The sequence below is a fragment of the Pseudomonas moorei genome, assembly GCF_008801475.1.
GTDB lineage: Bacteria > Pseudomonadota > Gammaproteobacteria > Pseudomonadales > Pseudomonadaceae > Aquipseudomonas > Aquipseudomonas moorei.
Map to the genome: position 1 here is coordinate 426,714 of NZ_VZPP01000005.1, position 24,599 is coordinate 451,312.

The following is a 24,599-nucleotide window of genomic DNA, read 5'->3' on the forward strand; positions in this document are numbered from 1 at the left end:
CCACACCCTGCGGCCAAAGAAAAGCCCGCTGAAGATCAACACTTCAGCGGGCTTTTTCATTCATTCACGATTCAAGGCGCAAACGGCATCACCCGCTTGTGGTGCGTCTTGTTGTAAGTACCAACGATGATCTTGAACGCTTCCTCGCGTACCGGCTCGCCATGCAGAAAGGCGTCGATCTCGGCGTAGGTCACGCCGTGGGACGCTTCGTCAGGTTTGCCAGGGGACAGGTCCTCAAGGTCGGCGGTCGGTACTTTCTCCACCAGTGATTCCGGCGCACCGAAGCTGCGTGCGATGGCCCGGACCTGGTTTTTCACCAGGCCGCTGAGGGGCGCCAGATCGCAGGCGCCATCGCCGAACTTGGTGAAGAAGCCCATCACTGCTTCTGCCGCGTGATCGGTACCGATCACCAGGCCGTGGGCGGCACCGGCGATGGTGTACTGGGCGACCATGCGCATCCGCGCCTTGGTGTTGCCGAGTACGAAATCCACCGAGACCGCATGCTTGCCTTCAAAGGCCGCGACTTCGTTGGCCAGGGACTTGACCGCCGGACCGATGTTCACGGTGTGGCGCTCGTCCGGGTTGATGAAGTCCACGGAGGCCTGGGCATCGTGTTCATCGAACTGGATATCGTACGGCAGGCGCACGGCGATGAACTTGTATTGGTCGTCTCCCGTGCGCTGGCGCAGTTCACGCATGGCACGCTGGGCCAGCAGCCCCGCGGTCAGGGAGTCGACGCCGCCACTGATGCCCAGTACCAGGGTCTTGAGCCCGGAATTGACCAGGCAGTCTTGGATAAAGGTAATCCGCCGGGCGACTTCAGCCTTGAGGGCGGCCTCGTCGGCAAACGGCGGTTGGACCTTGAGCTGTTCAGCAATCTCACGCTGTACGGCTTGCATGAATTCACTCCTTGCTAGATAGGCTGGGAAGGGCAGGAACTTGGAAAACGTGTCGCAAATAGGCGACGAAATTCGGGTCTTTGCAGTGAGTCTTGCCGGGCTCGTCGGAGATCTTTGCCACCGGCTGGCCGTTGCAGGCGGTCATTTTAAGCACGATGCTCATCGGTTCGACACCCGGAATATCGCACGTCAGGTTGGTGCCTATGCCGAAGCTGACGTTGATCCGCCCGCGCAGCGCGCGGAATATTTCCAGGGCCTTGGGCAGTGTCAGGCTGTCGGAGAACGTCAACGTCTTGCTCATCGGGTCAATGCCCAGCTTGTGATAGTGGGCGATGGCTTTTTCCGCCCAAACCACCGGATCGCCCGAGTCATGGCGCAAACCGTCGAATAGCTTGGCGAAAAACAGGTCGAAATCACCGAGGAAGGCATCCATGGTGATGCAGTCGGTGAGGGCGATGCCCAGCAGGCCACGGTATTCACGGACCCAGCAATCGAGGGCGGCAATCTGGCTGTCGACCAGTCGCGGTCCGAGCTGCTGGTGGGCCATGATCCACTCGTGGGCCATGGTGCCCAGCGGCTTCATGTCCAGTTCCCGGGACAGATGGACGTTGCTGGTGCCGACAAAACGTCCCGGGAAGTCATGCTTGAGCACGTTCACCACTTCTTCCTGCACACGGTACGAGAAGCGACGGCGGGTGCCGAAGTCGGCGACCTGCAATTCGGACAATTCGTCGCTGCTGGCATTGGCGGTCAGCCAGTCGAACTTGCGATAGAGCTGCTCGCGCGCCTGTTCCAGTACGATTTCGCGATAGCGGTAGCGGTTGCGCACTTCGCTGACGATCGCCAGCATCGGCACTTCGAACAGAATCACGTGCAGCCAGGGGCCGCGCAGGCGGATGAACAGTTCGCCGTTTTCGATGCCGGTGTGGATGTAGCGCAGGTTGAAGCGAAACAGCCCGAGAAAGCGCAAGAAGTCCGGTTTCATGAAGCTGATGCGCTCCAGGAAACTCAACTGGTCGGCGCTCAGGCTCAACTCGGCCAGGCGCTCGAACTGGTAACGGATTTCCGCCAGATAAGGGCGCAGATCCTCACTGTTACGGCAACGAAACTCCCATTCGACTTCCACGTTCGGGTAGTTGTGCAGCACCGCCTGCATCATCGTCAGTTTGTAGAAGTCGGTGTCGAGCAGGTTCTGCACGATGCGATCGGCAAACACACTCTCGCTCATAACGGGAATCTCCAGCGTTGCAGCGGCATTGATCAATGGCGCTAGTGGCGCATATCAGAGGGCTGGATTGCCAGCGATTTCTTGGATCACAACAGATCCCCTGTGGGATGGCTGAGGCCTAAAGCTGTGGAGGCTCCGGGCTATCAACCTGCTCCAGCATCCACTTCACAAAATCCCGCACCTTGGGCACTTCCGCCGAATGCTCCGGGTATGCCAGGTAATACGCATCCGTGCTGGGCATTGCATGCTTCCAGGGAATGACCAGTTTGCCGTCCGCCAACTCTTCTTCCACCAGAAACCGCGGCAACAGCGCCACGCCGCAGCCGACCTGCGCCGCGCGAATGCACATGTAGAAGGTTTCGAACCGCGGGCCGTGGTAGCTGTGTTCGGTGTGATAGCCCTGACTGTCGAACCAGTCATGCCAGGCTTGGGGGCGTGAGGCGTTTTGCAGCAGGACCAGATCGGTGAGTTGCGTAGGATCGGTGAACGGCTCGGCCGGCAGGCTGCCGGGGGCACAGACGGGCACCAGCTCCTCGCCGAACAGCTTCAGGCATTCGGTGCCCGGCCGTGAGCCCTGGCCAAAGTAGAACGCCAGGTCGCTGCGCCCTTGCAGCAGATCATCGGCTTCCTGTTCGCTGCACAGGTCCAAGTGAATCGATGGATGACGCAGGCGCCAGCCTTTGAGGCGCGGCACCAGCCAGCGCGCGCCGAAAGTCGGTGGCGTCGAGACGCGCAGGACTTCGGTTTCGCCGCCGTAGGAGCGCAGGTAATGGGTCGACATCTCGACTTGCGTGAGGATTTTTCTGACCTCGACCAGGTACAAATCGCCCGCTGGCGTCATTTGCAGGCGTCGGCGTACCCGGCGAAACAGCAGGTGCTGCAACAGTTCTTCGAGTTGCGCGACCTGTTTACTGACCGCGCTCTGGGTCAGATTCAACTCTTCGGCGGCCCGGGTGAAGCTCAGATGCCGGGTCACGGCTTCGAAACACTGCAGTGCAGCGATCGATGGCAAATAGCGTTTGTTCAGCATGGGCGGTCCTTTGTGCTTGTCTCTTTATTGCCAGCAATGCACAGCATGAATAAACGGAATGATATCTCTCTTAAAGGTCGTTTGTTGAGTAACCTCCGGGGCGCTAAAACTACAGGCCTGATCAGCCGTGATTTTCCGGCTGCGCCCGTTCCGTTTTTTGCTTGAGGAGTCACCCATGGTTGCCGCATTGCTTGATCGTCTTGGTGTAAACCCGGCCCTGTACCAGAACGGCAAAGTGCCGGTGCATTCGCCTATCGATGGCAGCCGCATCGCCGCCGTGAACTGGGAAGGTGCCGCCGAAGTTGAGCAGCACATCAGTCGTGCAGATCATGCGTTCGAGCTGTGGCGCAAGGTTCCGGCGCCACGCCGTGGCGAACTGGTGCGTCAACTGGGCGACATCCTGCGTGAATACAAGGCCGATCTCGGTGAACTGGTGTCCTGGGAAGCCGGCAAGATCACTCAGGAAGGCCTGGGTGAAGTTCAGGAAATGATCGACATCTGCGACTTCGCCGTCGGCCTGTCCCGTCAGTTGTACGGTCTGACCATCGCTTCCGAGCGTCCTGGCCACCACATGCGCGAAACCTGGCACCCGCTGGGCGTCGTCGGGGTGATCAGTGCATTCAACTTCCCGGTGGCGGTATGGGCCTGGAACGCGACGCTGGCGCTGGTCTGTGGCAACCCGGTGATCTGGAAGCCGTCGGAAAAGACGCCGCTGACCGCACTGGCCTGTCAGGCACTGTTTGACCGCGTGCTGAAGAACTTCAGCGATGCTCCACCGCACTTGAGCCAAGTCATCATCGGTGGCCGCGATGCCGGCGAAGCCCTGGTCGACGACCCGCGTGTTGCGCTGGTCAGCGCCACCGGCAGCACCCGCATGGGCCGTGAAGTGGCGCCGAAAATCGCCGCCCGCTTCGCCCGCAGCATTCTGGAACTGGGCGGCAACAACGCCATGATCCTCGGCCCAAGCGCTGATCTGGACATGGCCGTTCGCGCCATCCTGTTCAGCGCTGTCGGCACCGCCGGTCAGCGTTGCACCACGTTGCGTCGTCTGATCGCCCACGAATCGGTCAAGGAAGAAATCGTCACCCGCCTCAAAGCCGCTTACTCCAAAGTGCGTATCGGCCACCCACTGGAAGGCAACCTGGTCGGCCCGCTGATCGACAAGCAAAGCTTCGAGAACATGCAGGATGCGCTGGAGCAGGCCCTGAGCGAAGGCGGCAAGGTATTCGGCGGCCAGCGTCAGCTCGAAGACAAATTCCCGAACGCTTACTACGTTTCGCCAGCCATCGTCGAAATGCCGGAGCAGAGCGACGTGGTTTGCCACGAAACCTTCGCGCCGATCCTGTACGTGGTCGGTTACAGCGATTTCAACGAAGCCCTGCGTTTGAACAATGCTGTACCGCAAGGCCTGTCTTCGTGCATCTTCACCACCGACGTGCGTGAAGCCGAACAGTTCATGTCGGCGGTGGGCAGCGATTGCGGTATCGCCAACGTCAACATCGGCCCAAGCGGCGCGGAAATCGGCGGCGCGTTTGGTGGTGAGAAAGAAACCGGCGGTGGTCGTGAGTCCGGTTCCGATGCATGGCGCGGCTACATGCGTCGTCAGACCAACACCGTGAACTACTCGCTGGAGTTGCCATTGGCCCAAGGCATCACGTTCGACTGAAACGTGGGTCAACTGTAATCCCCTGTGGGAGCGAGCCTGCTCGCGATAGCGGTACGTCAGTCAAGTAGTGGTCGACTGGCAGATAGCAATCGCGAGCAAGCTCGCTCCCACATTGAAATTGTGTTGGTTAGGTTTCTGTTGGAGTCTGGCAATGCCGTTACGCGAAGAGTGTCTTTGGGAAAAACTGACGCCGCAAAGGCCTGACAACGCGGCGCTCAAGGGAGAGGTCAAGGTCGATGTCTGCGTCATCGGCGCCGGTTTTACCGGTCTGTCGGCGGCCGTGCATTTGCTGGAGCAGGGTAAAACGGTCTGCGTGCTGGAAGCCCATCGCGCCGGGCATGGCGGTTCCGGGCGCAACGTCGGGCTGGTCAATGCCGGCATGTGGATTCCACCGGACGAAATTGAAGCCGGGTTTGGCGAGGCGGTCGGCAGTCAGCTCAACCGCATGCTCGGTGCGGCACCGGCCCTGGTGTTCAGCCTGGTCGACAAATACAACATCGATTGCCAATTGCGCCGCGAAGGCACGCTGCACATGGCGCACAACGCCCGCGGTGAAGCGGATCTGCGCAGTCGTGAACAACAGTGGAAACGCCGTGGCGCGCCGGTCGAACTGCTGACCGGCCGGGCTTGCGAACAAGCCACCGGTACCAAAAAAATCGCCGCCGCCTTGCTCGATCGGCGTGCCGGCACGATCAACCCCATGGCTTACACCACAGGCCTGGCCAAAGCGGCCATGGGTCTCGGTGGTCAATTGTTCGATCATTCGCCTGTGACCCGACTCGAACGTCAGGGCCAACGCTGGTCGGTTCAGACCGCTCAGGGTTCGGTGCTGGCCGAGCAGGTGGTGATTGCCTCCAACGCCTACACCGAGGGCGACTGGACGGAATTACGGCGCAATTTCTTCCCCGGCTATTACTACCAGGTGGCGTCGGTGCCGCTGACGGAAGAGGCTGCGCAGCAAATTCTTCCGGGTGGCCAGGGCTCCTGGGATACCCGGCAGGTGCTCAGCAGCATTCGTCGCGATAAAGACGGACGTCTGTTGCTCGGCAGTCTGGGCAATGGCAATCAGAAACCGACCTGGTTTCTCAAGGCGTGGGCCGATCGTGTCCAGCAGCATTACTTCCCTTACCTCAAACCGGTGGAATGGGAGTGCACCTGGACCGGTTGCATCGCGTTCACCCCCGATCACTTGATGCGTCTGTTCGAGCCGGCGCCCGGTTTAGTGGCAGTCACCGGTTACAACGGACGGGGCGTGACCACGGGAACAGTGGTCGGAAAAGCCTTTGCCGATTATTTGTGTAACGGAAATCCTCAAGCGCTACCGATTCCTTTTGCACCCATGCAGCCATTGGCCGGGGTCGGGTTGCGCAGCTGTCTTTATGAGGCGGGCTTTTCGCTGTATCACGCGGGCCAGTGCCTGCGGATCGTCATTTGATGATTGAAAAACGTGCAGAAACGCGGCGCTTTTTCGCGCAGCGACTAGCCTGTAATGGTGCGGGTTGTAGCAGTACCGCACCAGCAGTGTGCAGTTCGGTGACGTACGTTGTTACAGGCTGGTTGCACACCGTTTGGCGGCTTGGTTGCAATGATGGCACGGGAGGGTTGCGCCTCAAAAAATAAAAGGTTTCACCTTCCCCGGTTTAGACGGTTGCACGCCCAATGAAAATGGGATCGAAACGGTCAAAATAATAATAAAGCAGCGACTTTTTTCAGAATAAAAAACCGATGGCACGGCACTTGCTCTGAGCATTCAGTGAAGTCGCAGTGCCAATTAAAAAAAACCTTGGAGCACCACCTCATGTCCCAGACGTTTTACAAGAAAGGCTTTCTTGCCCTCGCAGTGGCAACTGCGTTGGGTGTTTCTGCGTTTGCTCAGGCCGACATCAAGATCGGCGTAGCGGGTCCAATGACGGGCGCCAACGCGGCATTTGGCGAACAGTACATGAAGGGTGCACAGGCAGCAGCCGATGCGGTCAACGCAGCGGGCGGCGTAAACGGGGAAAAAATCGTACTGGTCAAGGGCGATGACGCCTGCGAACCGAAACAGGCTGTGACGGTCGCCAAGGACCTGACCAACCAGAAAGTCGCCGGCGTCGTCGGTCACTTCTGCTCCTCGTCGACCATCCCGGCCTCCGAGATCTACGACGAAGCGGGCATCATCGCCATCACGCCAGGCTCCACCAACCCACAGGTTACCGAACGCGGCCTGAGCGCCATGTTCCGTATGTGCGGTCGTGACGACCAGCAGGGCATCGTGGCCGGCGACTACATCGTCGACGTGCTCAAGGGCAAGAAAGTTGCCGTGCTGCACGACAAGGACACCTACGGTCAGGGCCTGGCAGACGCCACCAAGGCACAGCTGATCAAGCGCGGCGTAACGCCCGTGCTGTACGAAGGCCTGACCCGTGGCGAGAAAGACTTCAGCGCCGTGGTCACCAAGATCCGCGCGGCGGGTGCCGACGTGGTCTACTTCGGTGGCCTGCACCCGGAAGCCGGTCCACTGGTTAAACAACTTCGCACCGAAGGCCTCAAAGACGTGAAGTTCATGTCCGACGACGGCATCGTGACCGACGAACTGGTGACCACCGCTGGCGGTCCGCAATACGTCGACGGCGTGCTGATGACCTTCGGCGCCGACCCACGCCTGCTGCCAGACAGCAAGACCGTGGTAGACGAGTTCCGCAAACATGGCACTGAGCCAGAGGGTTACACCCTGTATGCCTATGCTTCGGTCCAGACCCTGGCGGCAGCCTTCAACGGCGCCAAGTCCAACAAGGGTGAAGACGCTGCCAAATGGCTCAAGGCGCACCCGGTCAAGACCGTCATGGGCGAGAAGTCCTGGGACAGCAAGGGCGACCTGAAAGTGTCCGACTACGTGGTTTACCAGTGGGACAAGGACGGCAAATACCACCAGCTGGAAAAACAGAAGTGATATGAGCGGCTGATTTGCCCGGTGCCTTGTGCGCCGGGCAATCCTGAAACATGTCCGTGCAGTACCTGTCTTTTCTCGTAGAGCTGCACACAACCGTGTTGCGCCGGCGGCTGAACCCCGGTCCGTCGCAACCGGCTTCTGTGCAGTCTCTCAAATGCGTGAGATTGCGTTATGGATGGTATTTTCCTGCAGCAACTGGTCAACGGCCTGACCCTCGGGTCGGTCTATGGCCTGATCGCCATCGGCTACACAATGGTCTATGGCATCATCGGCATGATCAACTTCGCCCATGGCGAGGTTTACATGATTTCCGCTTACCTCGCGGCAATCAGTCTGGCTCTGCTGGCTTACTTCGGTATTGAATCCTTCCCTCTGCTGATGCTCGGCACACTGGTCTTTACCATCGTCGTGACGGCGGTATATGGCTGGGTCATCGAGCGCGTCGCCTACAAACCGCTGCGCAACTCCACACGACTGGCACCGCTGATCAGTGCCATCGGTATCTCGCTGATCCTGCAAAACTATGCACAGATCGCCCAGGGCGCTCGCCAGCAGGGTGTTCCGACACTGCTGACCGGTGCTTGGCGCATCGACGTAGGCACTGGCTTCGTCCAGCTCACCTACACCAAGATCTTCATTCTGGTCGCCGCATTTGCCGGGATGGCCGTGCTGACCTACGTCATCAAGTACACCAAGCTCGGCCGCATGTGCCGCGCTACCCAGCAAGACCGCAAGATGGCCTCGATCCTCGGTATCAACACCGACCGTGTGATCTCCTACGTCTTCATCATCGGTGCTGCGATGGCGGCCCTGGCCGGCGTACTGATCACCATGAACTACGGCACGTTCGACTTCTACGCAGGCTTCGTCATCGGCATCAAGGCGTTCACCGCTGCGGTACTCGGCGGGATCGGCTCGCTGCCTGGCGCCATGCTCGGCGGGATCATTCTCGGGATTTCCGAGTCGCTGTTCTCTGGTCTGGTCAACTCGGACTACAAAGACGTTTTCAGCTTCTCGCTGCTGGTTCTCGTTCTGGTCTTTCGGCCTCAAGGCCTGCTCGGCCGTCCTCTTGTGTCGAAGGTGTAAGCGATGTCTTCAACCACTAAAAAATCCATTGATATCAAAAAAAGTCTGGTTGACGCGATTCTTGCCGGCCTGATTGCCCTGATTGTGTTCGGGCCGATTGTCGGCGTCGTTCTCGATGGCTACGGCTTCAATCTGGAAACAACCCGGGTGGCCTGGATTGTCGCCATCGTCATGGCCGGTCGCTTTGCCCTGAGCCTGTTCCTGCAAACCCCGAAGGGCCTGAGAATCCTCGAAGGTTTTGAAACCACCGGCTCCGGGGTACATGTACTGCCACCGGATTACAAATCCCGCTTGCGCTGGATCGTCCCGCTGGTAATCGCCATCGCCGTGGTGTTCCCGTTTTTCTCCAACTCCTACTTGCTCGGCGTGGTCATCCTCGGCCTGATCTATGTGCTGCTGGGGCTGGGGCTGAACATCGTGGTCGGCCTGGCCGGCCTGCTCGACCTGGGTTATGTGGCGTTCTACGCCATCGGGGCCTACGGCCTGGCGCTCGGTTATCAGTACCTGGGCCTGGGTTTCTGGACGGTACTGCCCCTGGCGGCGATCACGGCCGGTCTGGCCGGCTGCATCCTCGGGTTCCCGGTGCTGCGCCTGCACGGTGACTACCTGGCGATCGTGACCCTGGGTTTCGGTGAAATCATTCGCTTGATCCTCAACAACTGGCTGTCCCTGACCGGCGGCCCGAACGGCATGCCGGCACCGTTGCCGACGTTCTTCGGCCTTGAGTTCGGCAAGCGGGCGAAGGACGGCGGCGTGCCGTTCCACGAGTTCTTCGGTATCGCCTATAACCCGGACGTGAAGTATTACTTCATCTACACGGTGTTGTTCCTGGTCGTGCTGGCTGTGCTCTACATCAAGCATCGCCTGGTGAAGATGCCGGTGGGTCGTGCCTGGGAAGCCCTGCGGGAAGATGAGATCGCCTGCCGCTCAATGGGTCTGAACCACGTACTGGTCAAGCTCTCGGCGTTTACCATCGGCGCTTCGACGGCGGGTCTTGCCGGCGTGTTCTTTGCCACCTACCAGGGCTTTGTGAACCCGACCTCGTTCACCTTCTTCGAATCGGCGCTGATCCTCGCCATCGTGGTGCTCGGCGGCATGGGTTCGACCATCGGTGTGGTGATGGCGGCCTTCGTGCTGACCGTCGCTCCGGAACTGCTGCGTGGCTTCGCGGAATACCGCGTGCTGCTGTTCGGCATCCTGATGGTGTTGATGATGATCTGGCGACCGCGCGGCCTGATTCGGATCAGCCGTACCGGTGTGGCCCCGCGTAAAGGAGTAGCGCCATGAGCGAAGTCGTACTCTCCGTAGAGAAGCTGATGATGCACTTCGGCGGCATCAAGGCGTTGAATGATGTCAGCCTGCAGGTCAAGCGCAACTCGATTTTCGCCCTGATCGGCCCCAACGGTGCCGGCAAGACCACTGTGTTCAACTGCCTGACCGGGTTCTACAAGGCCTCGGGCGGCAAGATCGAACTGAATGTGCGCGGCGAGAAAACCAACGTCATCAAGTTGCTCGGTGAATCGTTCAAAGCGACCGATTTCGTCTCGCCCAAATCTTTCGCCAGTCGCCTGTTCTACAAGGCGTTCGGCGGCACCCACCTGGTGAACCGTGCCGGGCTGGCGCGGACCTTCCAGAACATTCGCCTGTTCAAGGAAATGTCGGTGCTGGAAAACCTGCTGGTGGCCCAGCACATGTGGGTCAACCGCAACATGCTGGCGGGCATCCTCAACACCAAGGGCTATCGCAAGGCCGAAAGCGATGCGCTGGACCATGCGTTCTACTGGCTGGAAGTGGTGGACCTGGTGGACTGCGCCAACCGTCTGGCCGGTGAACTGTCCTACGGCCAGCAACGTCGCCTGGAAATCGCCCGGGCCATGTGCACCCGTCCGCAGATCATCTGCCTCGACGAGCCGGCCGCCGGCCTCAACCCTCAGGAAACCGAAGCGCTGAGCGCGATGATCCGGCTGCTGCGCGACGAGCACGATCTGACCGTGGTGCTGATCGAACACGACATGGGCATGGTTATGAGTATTTCCGATCACATCGTGGTGCTGGACCACGGCATCGTTATCGCCGAGGGCGGCCCTGACGATATCCGTAACGACCCGAAAGTGATTGCCGCTTACCTGGGCGCCGACGAAGAGGAGCTCGTATGACTAACGGTGCCATCCTCGAACTCAAGGAGCTGGACGTGTTTTACGGGCCGATCCAGGCCCTGAAGAAAGTCTCGCTGCACATCAATGAAGGTGAAACCGTCAGCCTCATCGGCTCCAACGGCGCCGGCAAGTCGACCCTGCTGATGTCGATCTTCGGCCAGCCTCGGGCGGCGGGCGGGCAGATCGTTTATCAGGGCGTGGACATCACCCACAAGTCGTCCCACTACATCGCGTCCAACGGCATCGCGCAATCGCCGGAAGGGCGGCGGGTCTTCCCCGACATGACCGTCGAAGAAAACCTGCTGATGGGCACCATTCCGATCGGTGACAAGTACGCCAAGGAAGACATGCAACGCATGTTCGAGCTGTTCCCGCGGCTCGAAGAGCGGCGCAACCAGCGTGCCATGACCATGTCCGGGGGAGAGCAGCAAATGCTCGCCATCGCCCGTGCGCTAATGAGCCGGCCGAAACTGCTGTTGCTGGACGAGCCGAGCCTCGGGTTGGCGCCGATCGTGGTGAAACAGATCTTCGCCACCCTGCGGGAACTGGCCAAGACCGGCATGACTATCTTCCTGGTCGAGCAGAACGCCAACCACGCCCTCAAGCTGTCTGACCGCGCCTATGTCATGGTCAACGGCGAGATTCGCATGACCGGCACCGGCAAGGAGCTGTTGGTCAACGAAGATGTGCGTAACGCCTACCTCGGCGGGCACTGAGTTATACCTGTTGTACACAAGCCCCGGCGCGCAATCGCCGGGGCTTTTTTACATCTCCAATTCACCCCAATCCCTTGTAGGAGCGAGCTTGCTCGCGAAGGTCTTCAGGACGACGCGTTTATTCAGAATTTTCGCGTTTTCGTTGACGTCCATCGCGAGCAAGCTCGCTCCTGCAGTGAATTGTGGAAAACAATATTCCCAAGCTGCCAAAGCGCGACATAAAGCCGCTGCAAATAGTTGTTTTGCCACGGTTTTGACTTGTCCCCGTTTGCTGTGGAGCTGGCTGTGAATAACGTGGGAGTAGCTGGCTGAAGGCCTTGGAATACAAGGCCTGCAGGCGTGTGGTTGTTTTTTGAACAGGCATTTTTGCGCAGCCGTGAGGCCGCTTTGTCAACCTTTTTATTGGCGCCGAAAACCGCTCGAAAAGGCGTGGACAAGCCTGTGGATAAGTCTGTGATTAAACTCTGGAAAGACCCGGATAAAGGCCGTGGTTACTGGCTTGGCGCCATCGTCGGCTTGACCGTCCGGTCGAGTTGCTTGTCCTTTGCTGCACAGCAGAGCAATGAGGGTCAAGTAAAAAAATTTCAAAATCCGTCGCAAAGCCTTGTGGATAGGGGCTTTCAGCTTTTTACACTTGCCCCCAAAGACTGTGGACCCACCTGTGGATAACATGCGTGCACCTGTCTGTAGGCCACGCTGGACAAGGCTTTGCGAGGTTTGATCGTTTTTTGTACAGGTTGGACGGTGGTTGCCGCTGCGAACAAGGCCGGGCATGCTGGCTGCTGATTTTATATTCCAATGGCTGGCGATCAGCCACAGCTAGGAGAACACGATGTCCAACACCCTGTTTATTACCGGCGCGACCTCCGGTTTTGGTGAAGCCTGTGCCCGTCGTTTTGCCGAGGCCGGCTGGAAACTGGTGCTGACCGGTCGTCGTGAAGAACGCCTCAACGCACTGTGCGCCGAACTTTCGAAGCAGACTGAAGTTCACGGCCTGGTACTCGATGTGCGTGACCGCAAGGCCATGGAAGAGGCCATTGCCAACCTGCCGCCATCTTTCGCCAAGCTGCGCGGGCTGATCAACAACGCCGGCCTGGCCCTGGGCGTTGACCCGGCACCCAAGTGCGATCTGGATGATTGGGACACCATGGTCGACACCAACATCAAAGGCCTGATGTACAGCACCCGTTTGCTGCTGCCGCGCCTGATCGCCCACGGTCGTGGTGCCGGCATCGTCAACCTGGGTTCCATCGCCGGCAACTACCCGTACCCGGGCAGCCACGTGTATGGCGCGAGCAAGGCGTTCGTCAAACAGTTCTCCCTGAACCTGCGCTGCGATCTGCAAGGCACGGGCGTGCGGGTCAGCAACATCGAACCTGGCCTGTGCGAGAGCGAGTTCTCGCTGGTGCGTTTTGCCGGTGATCAGGAGCGTTACAACGCCACTTACGCCGGTGCCGATCCGATCCAGCCGCAAGACATCGCCGACACCATTTTCTGGGTCCTCAATGCGCCGGCCCACATCAACATCAACAGCCTGGAGCTGATGCCGGTGAGCCAGACCTGGGCCGGGTTTGCCATTGATCGCAGTGGTGGCAAGGCTTAAGACCGCCTCGCGGCCAATCGCGAGCAGGCTCGCTCCCGCAATGGAACTGCATGCACAGGACCCGGTGTGGGGGGCGAGCCTGATCGCGAAAGCGCTCGAACCGTCAGCGCAGATATTCAGCCAACCCGCGATAACAGGTCGCCAAGTGATAAGGCGTGGTCGACGGCATGTCCCGGCGGCTCACGTGCCCCTGTTCGTCGCGGCATTCATACCAGCCACGCGAGTGCAGTGAGTGTTGTTGCAGCGCCTGCAATTGGCGCAACACCGCTGGCTCGCTGTGCGGACGCAGGGTCAGCGCGCGCAGGTACTCGGCCTGGGCCCAGATGCGCTGGGTGGCGTCCCGGGAGCCGCCGTCCGGCCCGAGGTCGAGCATGGCCCGCACCGCACCGGTCTGTTGATCGACACCCAGTTGCTCGGTGAAGGTGAAGGCGCGTTCCAGGGACGCATGCAGCTTCGAGCCGCGCAGCAGCTCCGATGATTCCAGCAGGAAATACCATTCGAACTGGTGCCCCGGTTCAAACCAGTTATCCACAGACCCCAGCGGTTTTTCCATCAACACCCCATGTTGAGCGTCGATAAAGTGCTTCTGCATGGCTGTGCATAACTCGACGAGTGCACGTTGCACAGCGCGGTCTTCCCGTACTGACAGGGTGGCGAGAAAGGCTTCTGCCAGGTGCATCAACGGGTTCTGCAGCGGCCCGCTGCCCAGGGTTGACCAGTCGTGGTCGAGGCTGGCTTCGTAGAGGCCATCACCCGTGGCGAATCGCCGGGCGATCACTTCCAGCGCGGCGTTGAGCACCGACTCCACCAGCGGCTCGCGGACTTTGTCCCAGTAATGGGCGCAGGCGAACAGGATGAAGGCGTGGGTGTAGAGGTCTTTGCGCTGATCCAGCGGCGCGCCATGCGAGTCGATGCTGTAGAACCAGCCGCCATGCTCGGCGTCGTGAAAATGCCGCTGCAAGGAGCGGAACAACGCTGATGCGCGTTCTTCGGCAGCCGGCACCTGGCCGATCAGGCTGGCAAACAGGTACAGCTGTCTCGCGCAGGCCATGGCCCGGTAGCGCTGAGGGGGCAGTGGCAGGTGCTCGGCGTCCAGCGCCTCATAGGGCAGCGCCATGTCGGCGTTCCAGCCGGGGCCTTGCCAGAGGGGCACGATCACGTCCTGGAAGTGCTGTTGCACCGAGGAAAACAGGGCGGTCAGTTCAGGCTGGGAGGCAGAGCGGGAAACATGCGGCATTGGCTGGCGTCGTCACGGCAGGGGCGATTGCGCGACATGTTAACAGGCCTGAGAGCTGTGTTGTCTGTCAGGCCGCTTTCGCGAGCGGGCTCGCTCACACAAGATTTGTGCCGACCCCCAAAGGATGCGACAACACAAAACCTGTGGGAGCGTGGCTTGCCCGCGAGAGGCCATCACAGGCTACGGAGAATCAGCCCGCCAACAGCCACACGCCCGTCGCCGCCGAAGCCGCGCCCGCCAGTCGAATCAACGGCGCCGCCGCCCGGGGCAGCACGCGCACCACGGCATAACCGGCCGCATGCAACGCAGCCGTCGCCACCACAAAACCGGCGGCATAGGTCCAGGGGCTCGACATCTCCGGCAGTTCCAGGCCATGGGCCACGCCATGGAACAGCGCGAACAAGGCTGTTGCCGCCACCGCCATGCTCAACGGCGGACGCACCGCCAGCGCCACGGCCAGACCCAGCGCCAGCACGGACGCGGCAATCCCGCTTTCCAGCGCCGGCAGGTTCAGGCCTTCAAAACCCAGCAGCCCGCCTATCAACAAGGTGCCGACGAAAGTGCACGGCAGCGCCCAGCGCGCGGCGCCTTGTTGTTGCGCCGCCCAGAGGCCGACAGCCAGCATCGCCAGCAAGTGATCGAGGCCGCCGAGTGGGTGGCTGATGCCGGCGATCAAGCCGTTGTCGCCGTGCCCGGGGTGGGCGAAGGCGATGGCCGGGGTCAGCAGCAGTGCCAGGGTGCCGAGGATGCGGTTGAGTGTCATGGGTAAGCTTCCTTGTTGATAAGTCGTGATCAGGCTGCCGTCAGCAGTCCCTGACGCTCGATGAAGGCGATGATCTCTTCCAGGCCCTGACCGGTTTTCTGATTGCTGAACACGAACGGCTTGCCGTTGCGCATGCGCGTGGTGTCGCTGTCCATCAAGGTCAGTGAGGCTCCCACCAGCGGTGCGAGGTCGATTTTGTTGATCACCAGCAGGTCGGATTTGCAGATCCCCGGCCCGCCCTTGCGCGGAAGCTTGTCGCCGGCCGACACGTCGATCACATAGATGGTCAGATCCGACAGTTCCGGGCTGAAGGTGGCCGACAGGTTGTCGCCGCCGGACTCCACCAGAATCAGGTCCAGGCCCGGAAAGCGCCGGTTCAGTTGATCCACGGCTTCGAGGTTGATCGAGGCGTCTTCGCGAATGGCGGTGTGCGGGCAACCGCCGGTTTCCACGCCAATGATGCGTTCCGGCGCGAGCGCTTGATTGCGCACCAGAAAGTCGGCGTCTTCGCGGGTGTAGATGTCGTTGGTGACCACCGCCAGGTTATAGCGGTCACGCAAGGCCAGGCACAGGGCCAGCGTCAGGGCGGTTTTGCCGGAGCCGACCGGACCGCCGATGCCGACGCGCAGAGGTTGTGTATTCATGTGGTTCTCCAAAATAAAGGGCCCTAGGAGCGGAACAGACGGCTGTACTGGCGCTCATGGGCCATGCACGCCAGGGACAGGCCGAAAGCGGTGCTGCCATAGTGTTCGGGGTTGATTCGGGTGGCGTTCTGCTGGGCTTGCTGCAACAGCGGCAGCAATTCGCTGGTCAGGCGTTGTGCGGCTTGCTGGCCCAGCGGCAGGGTTTTCATCAGCACCGCCAATTGGTTTTCCAGCCAGCTCCAAAGCCAGGCGGCCAGCGCGTCCTGTGGGCTGATCTGCCACGCCCGAGCGGCCAGCGCCCAACCCAGGGCCAGATGCGGTTCGGCGCGCTGTTCGAGGAAGCTGCGGGCCGGTGCATCGAGTTCGGGCAAGCCGTTGAGCAGTTGTTGCAGGGAGTAGCCCATTTGCCGGCTCTCCTGATGCAGTTCGCGGGTTTCCCGGCTGGCGCGGTGTTCTTCGCAGCGTTGCAACAGGTCGCTCCAGTTGTCCTCGGCCGCTGCTATGCAGTGGGCGAGCAGCAGCGGGGCCTCGAAGCGGGCCAGGTTCAGCAGCAATTGGTCGCTGATCCAGCGCCGAGCGCTGTCCGGATCGTGAACACGACCGTTCTCCACGGCCATTTCCAGGCCTTGGGAATAGCTGTAGCCGCCAATCGGCAATTGCGGACTGGCCAGACGCAGCAGCGCCCAGGCCGGGTTCATGGGCGCACGCCGAACTGGTGCAGTTTGGGCGGGTAGTTGAAGTCTTCATCGCCATGACGTGAATGGTGATGGCCTCCGCCGTAAGCCCCGTGTTCCGGCTGGAACGGTGCTTCGATGGGCTCGGTGGTGGCGCCGAGTTGTTCGAGCATGGCCTTGAGCACGTAATCATCGAGCAGGCGTAACCAGCCGTCGCCGACCTGCAAGGCGACGTGACGGTTGCCCAGGTGATAGGCGGCGCGAGTCAGTTCGAAGGCATTGGCGCAGGTGACGTGCAGCAGTTGTTCGGGGCGGGCGCAAACACGGACGATGCGCCCGTCTTCGGCCTGCAGGCATTCGCCGTCATGCAGAGGTGACTGGCCGCGCTCCAAAAACAATCCGACGTCTTCGCCCTCGGCACTGAAACAGCGCAAACGGCTCTTGCTCCGGGCCTCGAAGGTCAGGTGCAACTCGGCGGCCCAGTCGGGTTGAGGGTCGATTCTGCGATGAATCACCAGCATCGGAAAGCTTCCAGCAATGGACAATGTTCAGGCTAGAGCAAGGGGCTTGCCAATCGACGCAAGTGTAGGAAATGCCCGTCGGAAGCGTAGGACAAGGTCCGTTTCAGTGCGGGTTTTGAATGATGTTGGTGCGTGGTTTTTTATCGCGCACCAAAATGATGCGTAGTGATTGGCGGTGGGAGCGAGCCTGCTCTCGATTGTGGCAAGACAGTCTGTATAAATGTTGGATATGCCGACGCCATCGCGAACATTACTCGGTGCTGCCGAGACCTTGCCAATGTTTCAAGCCGATAAAGATAAAGCGCAGTTGCTGGGTAATTTTTGCCTGAGGCGTCAGGTGTTCGGGCAATGCCTCGGCCGGCGGGTCGATGATGTCGGGCAGGGTCGCGAATACGCTTTTGACGATCAGATCCGCCATGACACTCAGGCCGGCGATGTCCAGGTGTTGCAGCTTGGGCATCAGGGCCAGGTCGGCCGCCAGGTCTGAGCTGATATTTTCGCGCAGGCGGCCGATGGCCAGGCGCACCGGTAGCGAACCGCCATACTGCTCCCGGGCGAGAAACAGGAATTGCGAGCGATTGGCCGACACCACATCGAGAAAAATTCGCACCGAGGCATCAATGATGCCGCCCATCACGAACTCGTTATGCCGCACCAGGCGGATGGTTTCACGGAAGGTCTGACCGACTTCGCTGACCAGCACCAGACCCAGTTCGTCCATGTCGGCGAAGTGCCGGTAAAAACCCGTGGGGACGATCCCGGCGGTTTTCGCGACTTCGCGCAGGCTCAAGCTGCCAAATCCTCGGCCGCCTTCCATCAAATGGCGAGCAGCGTCCATCAGGGCGTTACGGGTTTGTTGTTTCTGTTCGGCGCGGGGCAGCATCGCAGGGGTGTTTTCTGGAGAAGGAGAGCGCCGCACTCTAGCAAATAGACTTTGCCGGCGTCGAACGACGAGAGGAGATCAAGTGCACAGATGCGACTTCTATCAAGTCAATGGCCAGAAAAATCAAAAGCCCAATCCGGTGATTGGGCTTTTTTTCAAGGCCGCCATGGGCTTAGCTCATAGCGCTGTTGCGTTCGATCACACGATCACCACCACCTTCGGCCAGAGTCTGGCCACCAGGGGTACGATCCGAACCGTCAGCGGCGAGGGTCTGACCACCAGGGGTGCGATCCGAACCGTCAGCAGCGAGGGTCTGGCCACCAGGGGTGCGATCCGAACCGTCAGCAGCAAGGGTCTGGCCACCAGGGGTGCGATCCGAACCGTCAGCGGCGAGGGTCTGGCCACCAGGGGTGCGATCCGAACCGTCAGCGGCGAGGGTTTGGCCACCAGGGGTGCGATCGGAACCGTCAGCGGCGAGGGTCTGGCCACCAGGGGTGCGATCCGAACCGTCAGCAGCGAGGGTCTGGCTGAACACCGAGTGGCTGGCTTTCGCTTGTGGAGTGGCTTGGTCAGCGGCCGGCAGTGCAAATGCAGTGCTGGCCAACATAGAGAGTGTCAGGCTAAGCAGAAGTTGGCGTTTCATGATCGGGTGCTCCGCAAGTGGGCAATAAAATGGGTACGAGAGCAATGCTACTCTCGATAAGTCGATATAAAAGTTCATAAACGCAATGGTAATAATCAACGAAATTGATTGTTCCCTGCAGCCCTTGTAAACCGGGCCTTTGCGGCAAGTGTTTTTGCACTGCGGTGGGTATTTTCGACTCACTTGCGCCACGGGAAAGGGCGGAGCCGGTAACGCGTATTGTCAGGAGAAAGAGCCGTCGACCCGCGCAAATGCGGCAAAATGGGTTTTTCGATTAAACCTGCGGACGGTTTTTCAGTCGTAGATTCCATAGCGGGTCGGTTCTGGCCCAGCGTTTTCATGTGCGCCGCCGTCGGGGCGCTCAGCCGTATCAGGAGCCCTGTGCAATGACGCGCACTCGTAAAATTCTCGCCTGGACCGTGACCAGCCTTTTCGTACTGCTGGCCATACTGGTTCTGATCATCGTGTTCTTCGATTGGAACCGGATCAAACCGCCCCTCAATGCCAAAGTGTCTGAAGAGCTGCACCGTCCGTTCGCCATCAACGGCAACCTGGCGGTGGTCTGGCGGCGTGAACTCGACGAGGGCGGCTGGCGGGCGTGGGTGCCGTGGCCGCATGTGGTGGCCGAGGACCTGAGCCTGGGCAACCCGGACTGGTCGAAGGCGCCGCAGATGGCCAGCCTCAAGCGCGTCGAACTGCGTATCTCGCCCCTGGCCTTGCTGGCGCAGCGCGTGGTGATCCCGCGCATCGACCTCACCGAACCCCATGCCGATTTACAGCGACTGGCCGACGGTCGCGCCAACTGGACCTTCAAGTTCGACCCGAAAGACCCGAAGGCTCCACCTTCCCCGTGGGGGGTGGATATCGGCGCAATCGGCTTCGACAAGGGGCACGTCACCCTCGACGATCAAAGCCTGAAAACACAGCTCGACCTGCTGATCGACCCGCTGGGCAAACCGATTCCGTTCAGCGAGATTGTGGGCGACAAGGCGGCGAAAACCGCGCAGGAAAAAGGTAGCTCGCCCCAGGACTACGCGTTCGCCTTGAAGGTCAAAGGCCAGTACCACGGCCAGAAACTCGCGGGTCAGGGCAAAATCGGCGGTTTGTTGGCCTTGCAGGATGCGAGCCGACCCTTTCCTTTGCAGGCTCAAGTGTCGATCGCCGACACCAGCGTTGAACTCGCCGGCACCCTGACTGACCCGCTGAATCTCGGAGCCCTCGATTTGCGTCTGAAACTAGCCGGCACCAGCCTGGGCAATCTCTACCCTCTGACCGGCGTGACCCTGCCGGATACCCCGCCTTATGCCACCGATGGCCATTTGATCGCCAAACTGCATGAACCGGGCGGAGCGGAGTTCCGCTATGAGGACTTCAACGGCAAGATCGGCGCCAGTGACATTCATGGCAACCTGGCCTACGTCGCCAGCCAGCCCCGGCCGAAGCTCAGTGGCTCACTGCTTTCCAACCAACTGCTGTTTGCCGACCTCGCCCCACTGATCGGTGCCGACTCCAACGCCAAGCAAAAGGCCCGGGGCGGCGAGAGCAAGCAGCCGGCGGACAAAGTCCTGCCGGTTGAAGAGTTCAAGACTGAACGCTGGCGCGATATGGATGCGGACGTCGAGTTCACCGGCAAGCGCATCGTCCACAGTGAAAAACTGCCGTTCACCGATCTCTACACACACCTGGTGCTCACCGATGGCGTTCTCAGTCTCGAGCCGCTTCGATTCGGTGTGGCGGGGGGCAAACTGGACGCGCAGATTCGCCTGAACGGTCAGACCGAACCACTGGAAGGCAAGGCCAAACTCACGGCCCGGGGGTTCAAGCTCAAGCAGTTGTTCCCGACCTTCGAACCGATGAAAACCAGTTTCGGCGAACTCAATGGTGATGCCGACATCACCGGTCGCGGCAACTCGGTGGCCAGGTTGCTAGGCAGCGCTAATGGCAATCTGAAAATGCTGATCAACGATGGCGCCATCAGTCGCGAGTTGATGGAGCTGGCCGGGTTGAACGTCGGCAACTACGTGGTCGGGCGGATCTTTGGCGACAAGGAAGTGAAGATCAATTGCGCCGCCGCCGACTTCGACATCAAGACCGGTCTGGCCACCACGCGACTGTTCGTCTTCGATACCGAGAACGCGATCGTCTACATCGACGGCACGGCGAACATGGCCACCGAGCAACTGGACCTGACCATCACCCCGGAATCCAAGGGCTGGCGTTTGATCTCATTGCGTTCGCCACTGTACGTGCGTGGCAAGTTCATCAAGCCTGATGCGGGGGTCAAAGCCGTGCCGCTGATGTTGCGCGGCGCCGGGATGGTCGCATTGGGAGTGATCGCCGCGCCGGCCGCAGGCTTGCTGGCGCTGGTGGCTCCGAGTGGGGGAGAACCGAATCAATGTGCGCCGCTGCTGGAGCAAATGAAGGCGGGCAAGGCGCCCAAGACGGTAAAAGGGACGAACTAGTGTTCGCTTCGCGAACTTGTTTTGGGTATTAACGGTATTGTGGATGTTGCGCTGTTGAAGTGTGTTCGTTCGGTTTTTAGAGTTGGTTTGTGCTTTTGGAGGCTAACTTTGATGGCTCGGTAATAAGTTGTCACGCACCAATTGTAGAGGTTGTGGAGGATGGTTGCTAAGTTGACATTGTCAGTCGGGTGACTGATTTTGAACTTAATAACTATTGTTAAAACATGGAAGTTGATATGAGTATTTTAATGCCAAGTTTTGAAGAGAGTCAGTTGTTTTTTAGGGCTGCGCATATAGCACCACTTGTCGAGGTGCCGACAATCCGCGCTTTGTCCGATGAAAAAGAAGGTGTCAATCAGCAGGATCTGCTGGTGGGTAACGAAACGCCTTCCGTGATCGGTTTTTCCGATAACCTTGATGAAGATAAAAAGCAGGCGGCGGCGGACAGTATTCATTTTGCCGAACGTTATGCAAATACCTACTCGGACATCAAGGAGAGGCCCGTCGAATGGCATGCGAAATACAGTGAAGCCATGCGACATTGTGGTTGGACGCTGACCAATAGCAAGTATGAGGATCACGTCAGCAAACAAGTCAATGTCACAATGGATTCCATTGTCCTGGATATGATTAAAGCGGTTGCCGGCAGGAATGCACCTGCCATGGCAACATTGTTGCAAGGCGCTTTCGATAAGATCAAGTCGGATGAATCGTTGGTAACGTTATTTGATGGCAATAGTAAAAAAGGAAAAAATGCAGAGTTTCGGATTGTACCGTGCCTACAATCGAACAAGGGCACCGCGATAACCGCGTACCTGGCTGTTGACTGTGAACTTCAGACGCAACAAGGTGGTGCATGGTTCTGGAAGTGGAAGTTGTCTAACTTGAAAATGAAAAAAGTGGCGACCATGGTGGAATTGAATTTGGCTATGCACGAACGCGGGCGAGAATTTATCTATGAGGCACTTGATATGAGCTCTGAGGAGTTCTTTAGTGGTGTCAAACTTAAGTAAGAGTGTAGGGCGGGTTGCTCATGGAGTAACCCGCTTTGACTTTTCGGAGTTTTTGAAATGATCAAGGATGATGTTTGTCTGGTCGCAGGTAATTTGCTTTTGGTTGCCGGTGGGTTTTCGCAACAGTTGCGCGAGGATCTGCTTGACTCCTTACTTTTCTCTCAGTTGTATGCAGATACGAAAGTTGTGAGGTGGTCGGATGCCGAGAGCTGGAATACGGAATGCGCCACTGCGTTGGAAAAGGTTAAATGGCAGCGTACAGTCTATAAAAACAACCGTTTTGATCCAAAAAATGACGCCCAGTTTTCAATACGGGATTCCGTTGTAGGCCAGGTGCGTTCTCTTTTTGGCAAAAACCAGGTTGAGAAGTTTGAGCAGTTGATCAACGGCGTTGAGCACTCGTTCGTCGAGGAAGCGGCGGGCGGGGCATTGCGAGAACATGCCGTGGCCACTGTAAAGACAACCGATGATGCCGATTTTTCGACTATTGCCCTGCAGATGGGGATTTTGGGGGCGGGCGCTGTTCTTTATTCAGTATTTGTCTGCTTTAACACCATCGAAGAGGTTGAGGCCGACTTTTTGAATCAGTGTTTTTCCGGCAAGCATATCGTGGGCGAAGTCAGTTTCGATTTTGCCAAGCAACAGCTGGATCGGGCGGGTTTTGAAAGAAGTCGAATGCGGGAAAAAATAATCGCTCAACTCCCTGACTCAAGAGACGGTCTGATTCTTGAACTCTGTCCAGGATGCATTGGTTGATCTAATTGGATCTGTACAGCGATTCAAAGGGGCGTGGACTTTATCCGGTTTTGTAGCCATTACCCAAGTCACGGACTCAGCGCAAGGCATGGCCCGAAATCCGCGCCTCTTCCTCCAGCCACGCAAAAAATGCCCGCACCGGTGGATGCCGCTCGCGTCCCGGCACGCACAAGGCGCTGTAACCAGCGCCATCCACTAGAACTTCCCCCCGATAAGCCACCAGCAACCCGCTGGCCACGCTCTCGGACACCAGGATATTGCTCGCCAGTACCAGGCCTTGCCCGGCAATTGCCGCTTGCAGGGCGTAATGCTCTTCGTCGTATTCGCGCATGGTCGGCTGGCCGGCCAGCCAGGTTTCGCCAGACTGCGCACACCATGCTTCCCAGCCATGGGCATAGAGTCGGGAGTTGTGCCAGCGCACGCTGATCAGCGTCGGCGTGCGGTGGGCGGCCAGTGCCACTTGTTCGGGAGAGCCATAGACGCCGAAGGACTCGTCGAACAGGCACACCCCATACAGGTTCGGATAATCAGCCAGGCTGTAACGCAGCACCAGATCGACGCTGGCGTCCTGATGCAAGTCGATGACTTCGCAATGGGTGTCCAGGCGCAGGCTGATGTTCGGGTGTCGCGCATAAAAGCGTCCCAGGCGCGGCACCAGCCACAGGGCGGCAAAGGCGGCGGTGGTGGAAATCGTCAGGCTGCTGCCGCTGCGTTGCGGGCGTAGCGTATCGATGCTTTGCGCCACGTCCAGCAGTGCGCCGTGCAAGCTGCGGAACAGCCGTTCGCCGCATTCGGTCAGGCGCACCTGCCGCGGCAGGCGTTCGAACAACGGCACGCCGAGCCAGGTTTCCAGCGTGCGGATCTGATGCGATACCGCGGTCGGCGTCACCGAGAGTTCTTCAGCGGCGGCCTTGAAGCTCAGCAGGCGTGAGGCGGACTCAAAGGCCCGCAGGGCGGTCAGCGGTAACGTAGCGAACATTGTGTACTCCATGGATGAAATGGATTCAACCAAACTGATTTTTGCTCATTTGAAGAGGGACAGCTACAAGCTTCAAGCTCAGAGCTGTAAGCAGTTTGAGTTTAGTCCTGGAGGATATTCAGATGAGTAAAATTCTTGCGGTTCATGCCAGTCCCCGTGGCGAGCGTTCTCACTCCCGGCGCCTGGCCGAGGTATTTCTATCGGCCTTGCAGGCGCGAAATCCACAGTGGCACCTGACTCGCCGCGAAGTCGGGCGGGCGTTTATTCCTCCCGTCAGTGAAGCCTTCGTGGCCGCCGCGTTTTACCCCGAGCCTGAAGCGCGCCCGTTGTCGATGCAGGCGGACCTGGCACTCAGCGATGAACTGGTCGGCGAATTGCTGGGCCACGATGTGCTGGTGATCTCCACGCCGATGCACAACTTCAGCGTGCCCAGCGGCTTGAAAGCCTGGATCGACCAGATCGTGCGCCTTGGCCTGACGTTCAATCACTCGTTGGATAACGGCGTAGCCCAATACGAACCCCTGGTGCAGGGCAAAAAGGCGCTGATCATCACCAGTCGCGGCGGGTTCGGTTTTGGCCCGGACGGCGAGCTGGCCTCCATGAACCATGCCGATACCTTGCTGCGCACGGTGCTGGGATTTATCGGTATTACCGACGTCACGGTGGTCGCCGCCGAAGGGGAAGAGTCTGAAGCACGCTCTTTCGCAG

At 59.4% G+C, this 24,599-nt stretch carries 24 protein-coding genes; 13 read left to right on the forward strand and 11 right to left on the reverse strand.

The features are described 5' to 3' along the window. Positions 1 to 71: 71 nt before the first annotated feature. The 3 genes from nadE to F7R06_RS12145 all read right to left on the reverse strand — a co-directional run bounded on the left by nadE (position 72) and on the right by F7R06_RS12145 (position 3,157). Entirely contained in the window at positions 72 to 899 is an 828-nt protein-coding gene (gene nadE / locus F7R06_RS12135) for an ammonia-dependent NAD(+) synthetase (protein ID WP_090328552.1), read from the reverse strand. A 4-nt stretch (positions 900 to 903) separates the two neighbouring features. Further along, on the reverse strand, positions 904 to 2,127 hold the full coding sequence (pncB, locus tag F7R06_RS12140; protein WP_090328554.1) for a nicotinate phosphoribosyltransferase: 1,224 nt from the start codon (positions 2,125 to 2,127) through the stop codon (positions 904 to 906). 118 nt (positions 2,128 to 2,245) lie between these two features. Continuing rightward, positions 2,246 to 3,157 carry a LysR family transcriptional regulator gene (locus F7R06_RS12145; protein WP_090328556.1) on the reverse strand — a complete coding sequence of 304 codons (912 nt, stop codon included), beginning with the start codon at positions 3,155 to 3,157 and terminating at the stop codon, positions 2,246 to 2,248. Positions 3,158 to 3,332: 175 nt separating this feature from the next. On the opposite strand from F7R06_RS12145, the gene amaB reads away from it, so the two are divergent. The 9 genes from amaB to F7R06_RS12195 all read left to right on the forward strand — a co-directional run bounded on the left by amaB (position 3,333) and on the right by F7R06_RS12195 (position 13,316). Beyond that, positions 3,333 to 4,823: an L-piperidine-6-carboxylate dehydrogenase gene (gene amaB / locus F7R06_RS12150; RefSeq protein ID WP_090328558.1), complete on the forward strand. Its 1,491-nt coding sequence runs from the start codon at positions 3,333 to 3,335 to the stop codon at positions 4,821 to 4,823. Positions 4,824 to 4,974: 151 nt separating this feature from the next. Continuing rightward, complete coding sequence (gene amaA, locus F7R06_RS12155; protein WP_090328561.1) at positions 4,975 to 6,258, forward strand: L-pipecolate oxidase; 1,284 nt, start codon at positions 4,975 to 4,977, stop codon at positions 6,256 to 6,258. 363 nt (positions 6,259 to 6,621) lie between these two features. Then, positions 6,622 to 7,755, forward strand: coding sequence for an ABC transporter substrate-binding protein (locus F7R06_RS12160; protein WP_090328563.1), 1,134 nt, complete (start codon positions 6,622 to 6,624; stop codon positions 7,753 to 7,755). 171 nt (positions 7,756 to 7,926) lie between these two features. Further along, positions 7,927 to 8,841, forward strand: a complete 915-nt coding sequence (locus F7R06_RS12165; protein WP_090328564.1) for an ABC transporter permease subunit — start codon at positions 7,927 to 7,929, stop codon at positions 8,839 to 8,841. Positions 8,842 to 8,844: 3 nt separating this feature from the next. Then, positions 8,845 to 10,128, forward strand: coding sequence for a high-affinity branched-chain amino acid ABC transporter permease LivM (gene livM / locus F7R06_RS12170; protein WP_090328566.1), 1,284 nt, complete (start codon positions 8,845 to 8,847; stop codon positions 10,126 to 10,128). Then, positions 10,125 to 10,997, forward strand: coding sequence for an ABC transporter ATP-binding protein (locus F7R06_RS12175; protein WP_090328568.1), 873 nt, complete (start codon positions 10,125 to 10,127; stop codon positions 10,995 to 10,997). Before livM ends, F7R06_RS12175 begins: the two co-directional genes overlap by 4 nt. Further along, positions 10,994 to 11,713, forward strand: coding sequence for an ABC transporter ATP-binding protein (locus F7R06_RS12180; RefSeq protein ID WP_090328570.1), 720 nt, complete (start codon positions 10,994 to 10,996; stop codon positions 11,711 to 11,713). Before F7R06_RS12175 ends, F7R06_RS12180 begins: the two co-directional genes overlap by 4 nt. Before the next feature lie 339 nt (positions 11,714 to 12,052). Next, a complete protein-coding gene (locus F7R06_RS31065) occupies positions 12,053 to 12,382 on the forward strand; it encodes a hypothetical protein (RefSeq protein WP_245706760.1) in 330 nt (109 codons plus the stop codon). Between the two features lie 163 nt (positions 12,383 to 12,545). Further along, positions 12,546 to 13,316 carry an SDR family oxidoreductase gene (locus F7R06_RS12195; protein ID WP_090328573.1) on the forward strand — a complete coding sequence of 257 codons (771 nt, stop codon included), beginning with the start codon at positions 12,546 to 12,548 and terminating at the stop codon, positions 13,314 to 13,316. Between the two features lie 103 nt (positions 13,317 to 13,419). On the opposite strand, the gene F7R06_RS12200 is transcribed toward F7R06_RS12195, so the two are convergent. The 7 genes from F7R06_RS12200 to F7R06_RS12230 form a co-directional block, all read right to left on the reverse strand. Then, the gene (locus F7R06_RS12200; protein ID WP_090328575.1) at positions 13,420 to 14,553 is read right to left on the reverse strand and encodes an AGE family epimerase/isomerase; all 1,134 of its coding nucleotides are present in this window, start codon (positions 14,551 to 14,553) and stop codon (positions 13,420 to 13,422) included. Between the two features lie 190 nt (positions 14,554 to 14,743). Next, positions 14,744 to 15,316 carry a HupE/UreJ family protein gene (locus F7R06_RS12205; protein WP_090328577.1) on the reverse strand — a complete coding sequence of 191 codons (573 nt, stop codon included), beginning with the start codon at positions 15,314 to 15,316 and terminating at the stop codon, positions 14,744 to 14,746. A gap of 29 nt (positions 15,317 to 15,345) precedes the next feature. After that, positions 15,346 to 15,960 carry an urease accessory protein UreG gene (ureG, locus tag F7R06_RS12210; protein ID WP_077045358.1) on the reverse strand — a complete coding sequence of 205 codons (615 nt, stop codon included), beginning with the start codon at positions 15,958 to 15,960 and terminating at the stop codon, positions 15,346 to 15,348. A gap of 23 nt (positions 15,961 to 15,983) precedes the next feature. Next, a complete protein-coding gene (locus F7R06_RS12215) occupies positions 15,984 to 16,658 on the reverse strand; it encodes an urease accessory protein UreF (RefSeq protein WP_090328579.1) in 675 nt (224 codons plus the stop codon). Then, the gene (gene ureE, locus F7R06_RS12220; RefSeq protein WP_090328581.1) at positions 16,655 to 17,155 is read right to left on the reverse strand and encodes an urease accessory protein UreE; all 501 of its coding nucleotides are present in this window, start codon (positions 17,153 to 17,155) and stop codon (positions 16,655 to 16,657) included. The genes F7R06_RS12215 and ureE overlap by 4 nt, the downstream gene beginning before the upstream one ends. A gap of 250 nt (positions 17,156 to 17,405) precedes the next feature. Continuing rightward, positions 17,406 to 18,038: a TetR family transcriptional regulator gene (locus F7R06_RS12225; protein ID WP_090328584.1), complete on the reverse strand. Its 633-nt coding sequence runs from the start codon at positions 18,036 to 18,038 to the stop codon at positions 17,406 to 17,408. 172 nt (positions 18,039 to 18,210) lie between these two features. After that, on the reverse strand, positions 18,211 to 18,681 hold the full coding sequence (locus F7R06_RS12230) for a hypothetical protein (protein WP_090328585.1): 471 nt from the start codon (positions 18,679 to 18,681) through the stop codon (positions 18,211 to 18,213). A 386-nt stretch (positions 18,682 to 19,067) separates the two neighbouring features. Here F7R06_RS12230 and F7R06_RS12235 point away from each other — a divergent pair, with 386 nt between their 5' ends. The 3 genes from F7R06_RS12235 (at position 19,068) to F7R06_RS12245 (ending at position 22,912) form a co-directional block, all read left to right on the forward strand. Further along, positions 19,068 to 21,143, forward strand: a complete 2,076-nt coding sequence (locus F7R06_RS12235) for an AsmA family protein (protein ID WP_090328588.1) — start codon at positions 19,068 to 19,070, stop codon at positions 21,141 to 21,143. Positions 21,144 to 21,379: 236 nt separating this feature from the next. Then, complete coding sequence (locus tag F7R06_RS12240) at positions 21,380 to 22,156, forward strand: hypothetical protein (RefSeq protein ID WP_090328590.1); 777 nt, start codon at positions 21,380 to 21,382, stop codon at positions 22,154 to 22,156. 57 nt (positions 22,157 to 22,213) lie between these two features. Next, positions 22,214 to 22,912, forward strand: a complete 699-nt coding sequence (locus tag F7R06_RS12245) for a hypothetical protein (RefSeq protein WP_090328592.1) — start codon at positions 22,214 to 22,216, stop codon at positions 22,910 to 22,912. Positions 22,913 to 22,988: 76 nt separating this feature from the next. Here F7R06_RS12245 and F7R06_RS12250 read toward each other — a convergent pair whose 3' ends face one another. Then, a complete protein-coding gene (locus F7R06_RS12250) occupies positions 22,989 to 23,903 on the reverse strand; it encodes a LysR substrate-binding domain-containing protein (RefSeq protein ID WP_162493949.1) in 915 nt (304 codons plus the stop codon). 110 nt (positions 23,904 to 24,013) lie between these two features. On the opposite strand from F7R06_RS12250, the gene F7R06_RS12255 reads away from it, so the two are divergent. Then, on the forward strand, positions 24,014 to 24,599 hold a 586-nt coding region (locus tag F7R06_RS12255; protein WP_151149670.1), incomplete at its 3' end, for an FMN-dependent NADH-azoreductase.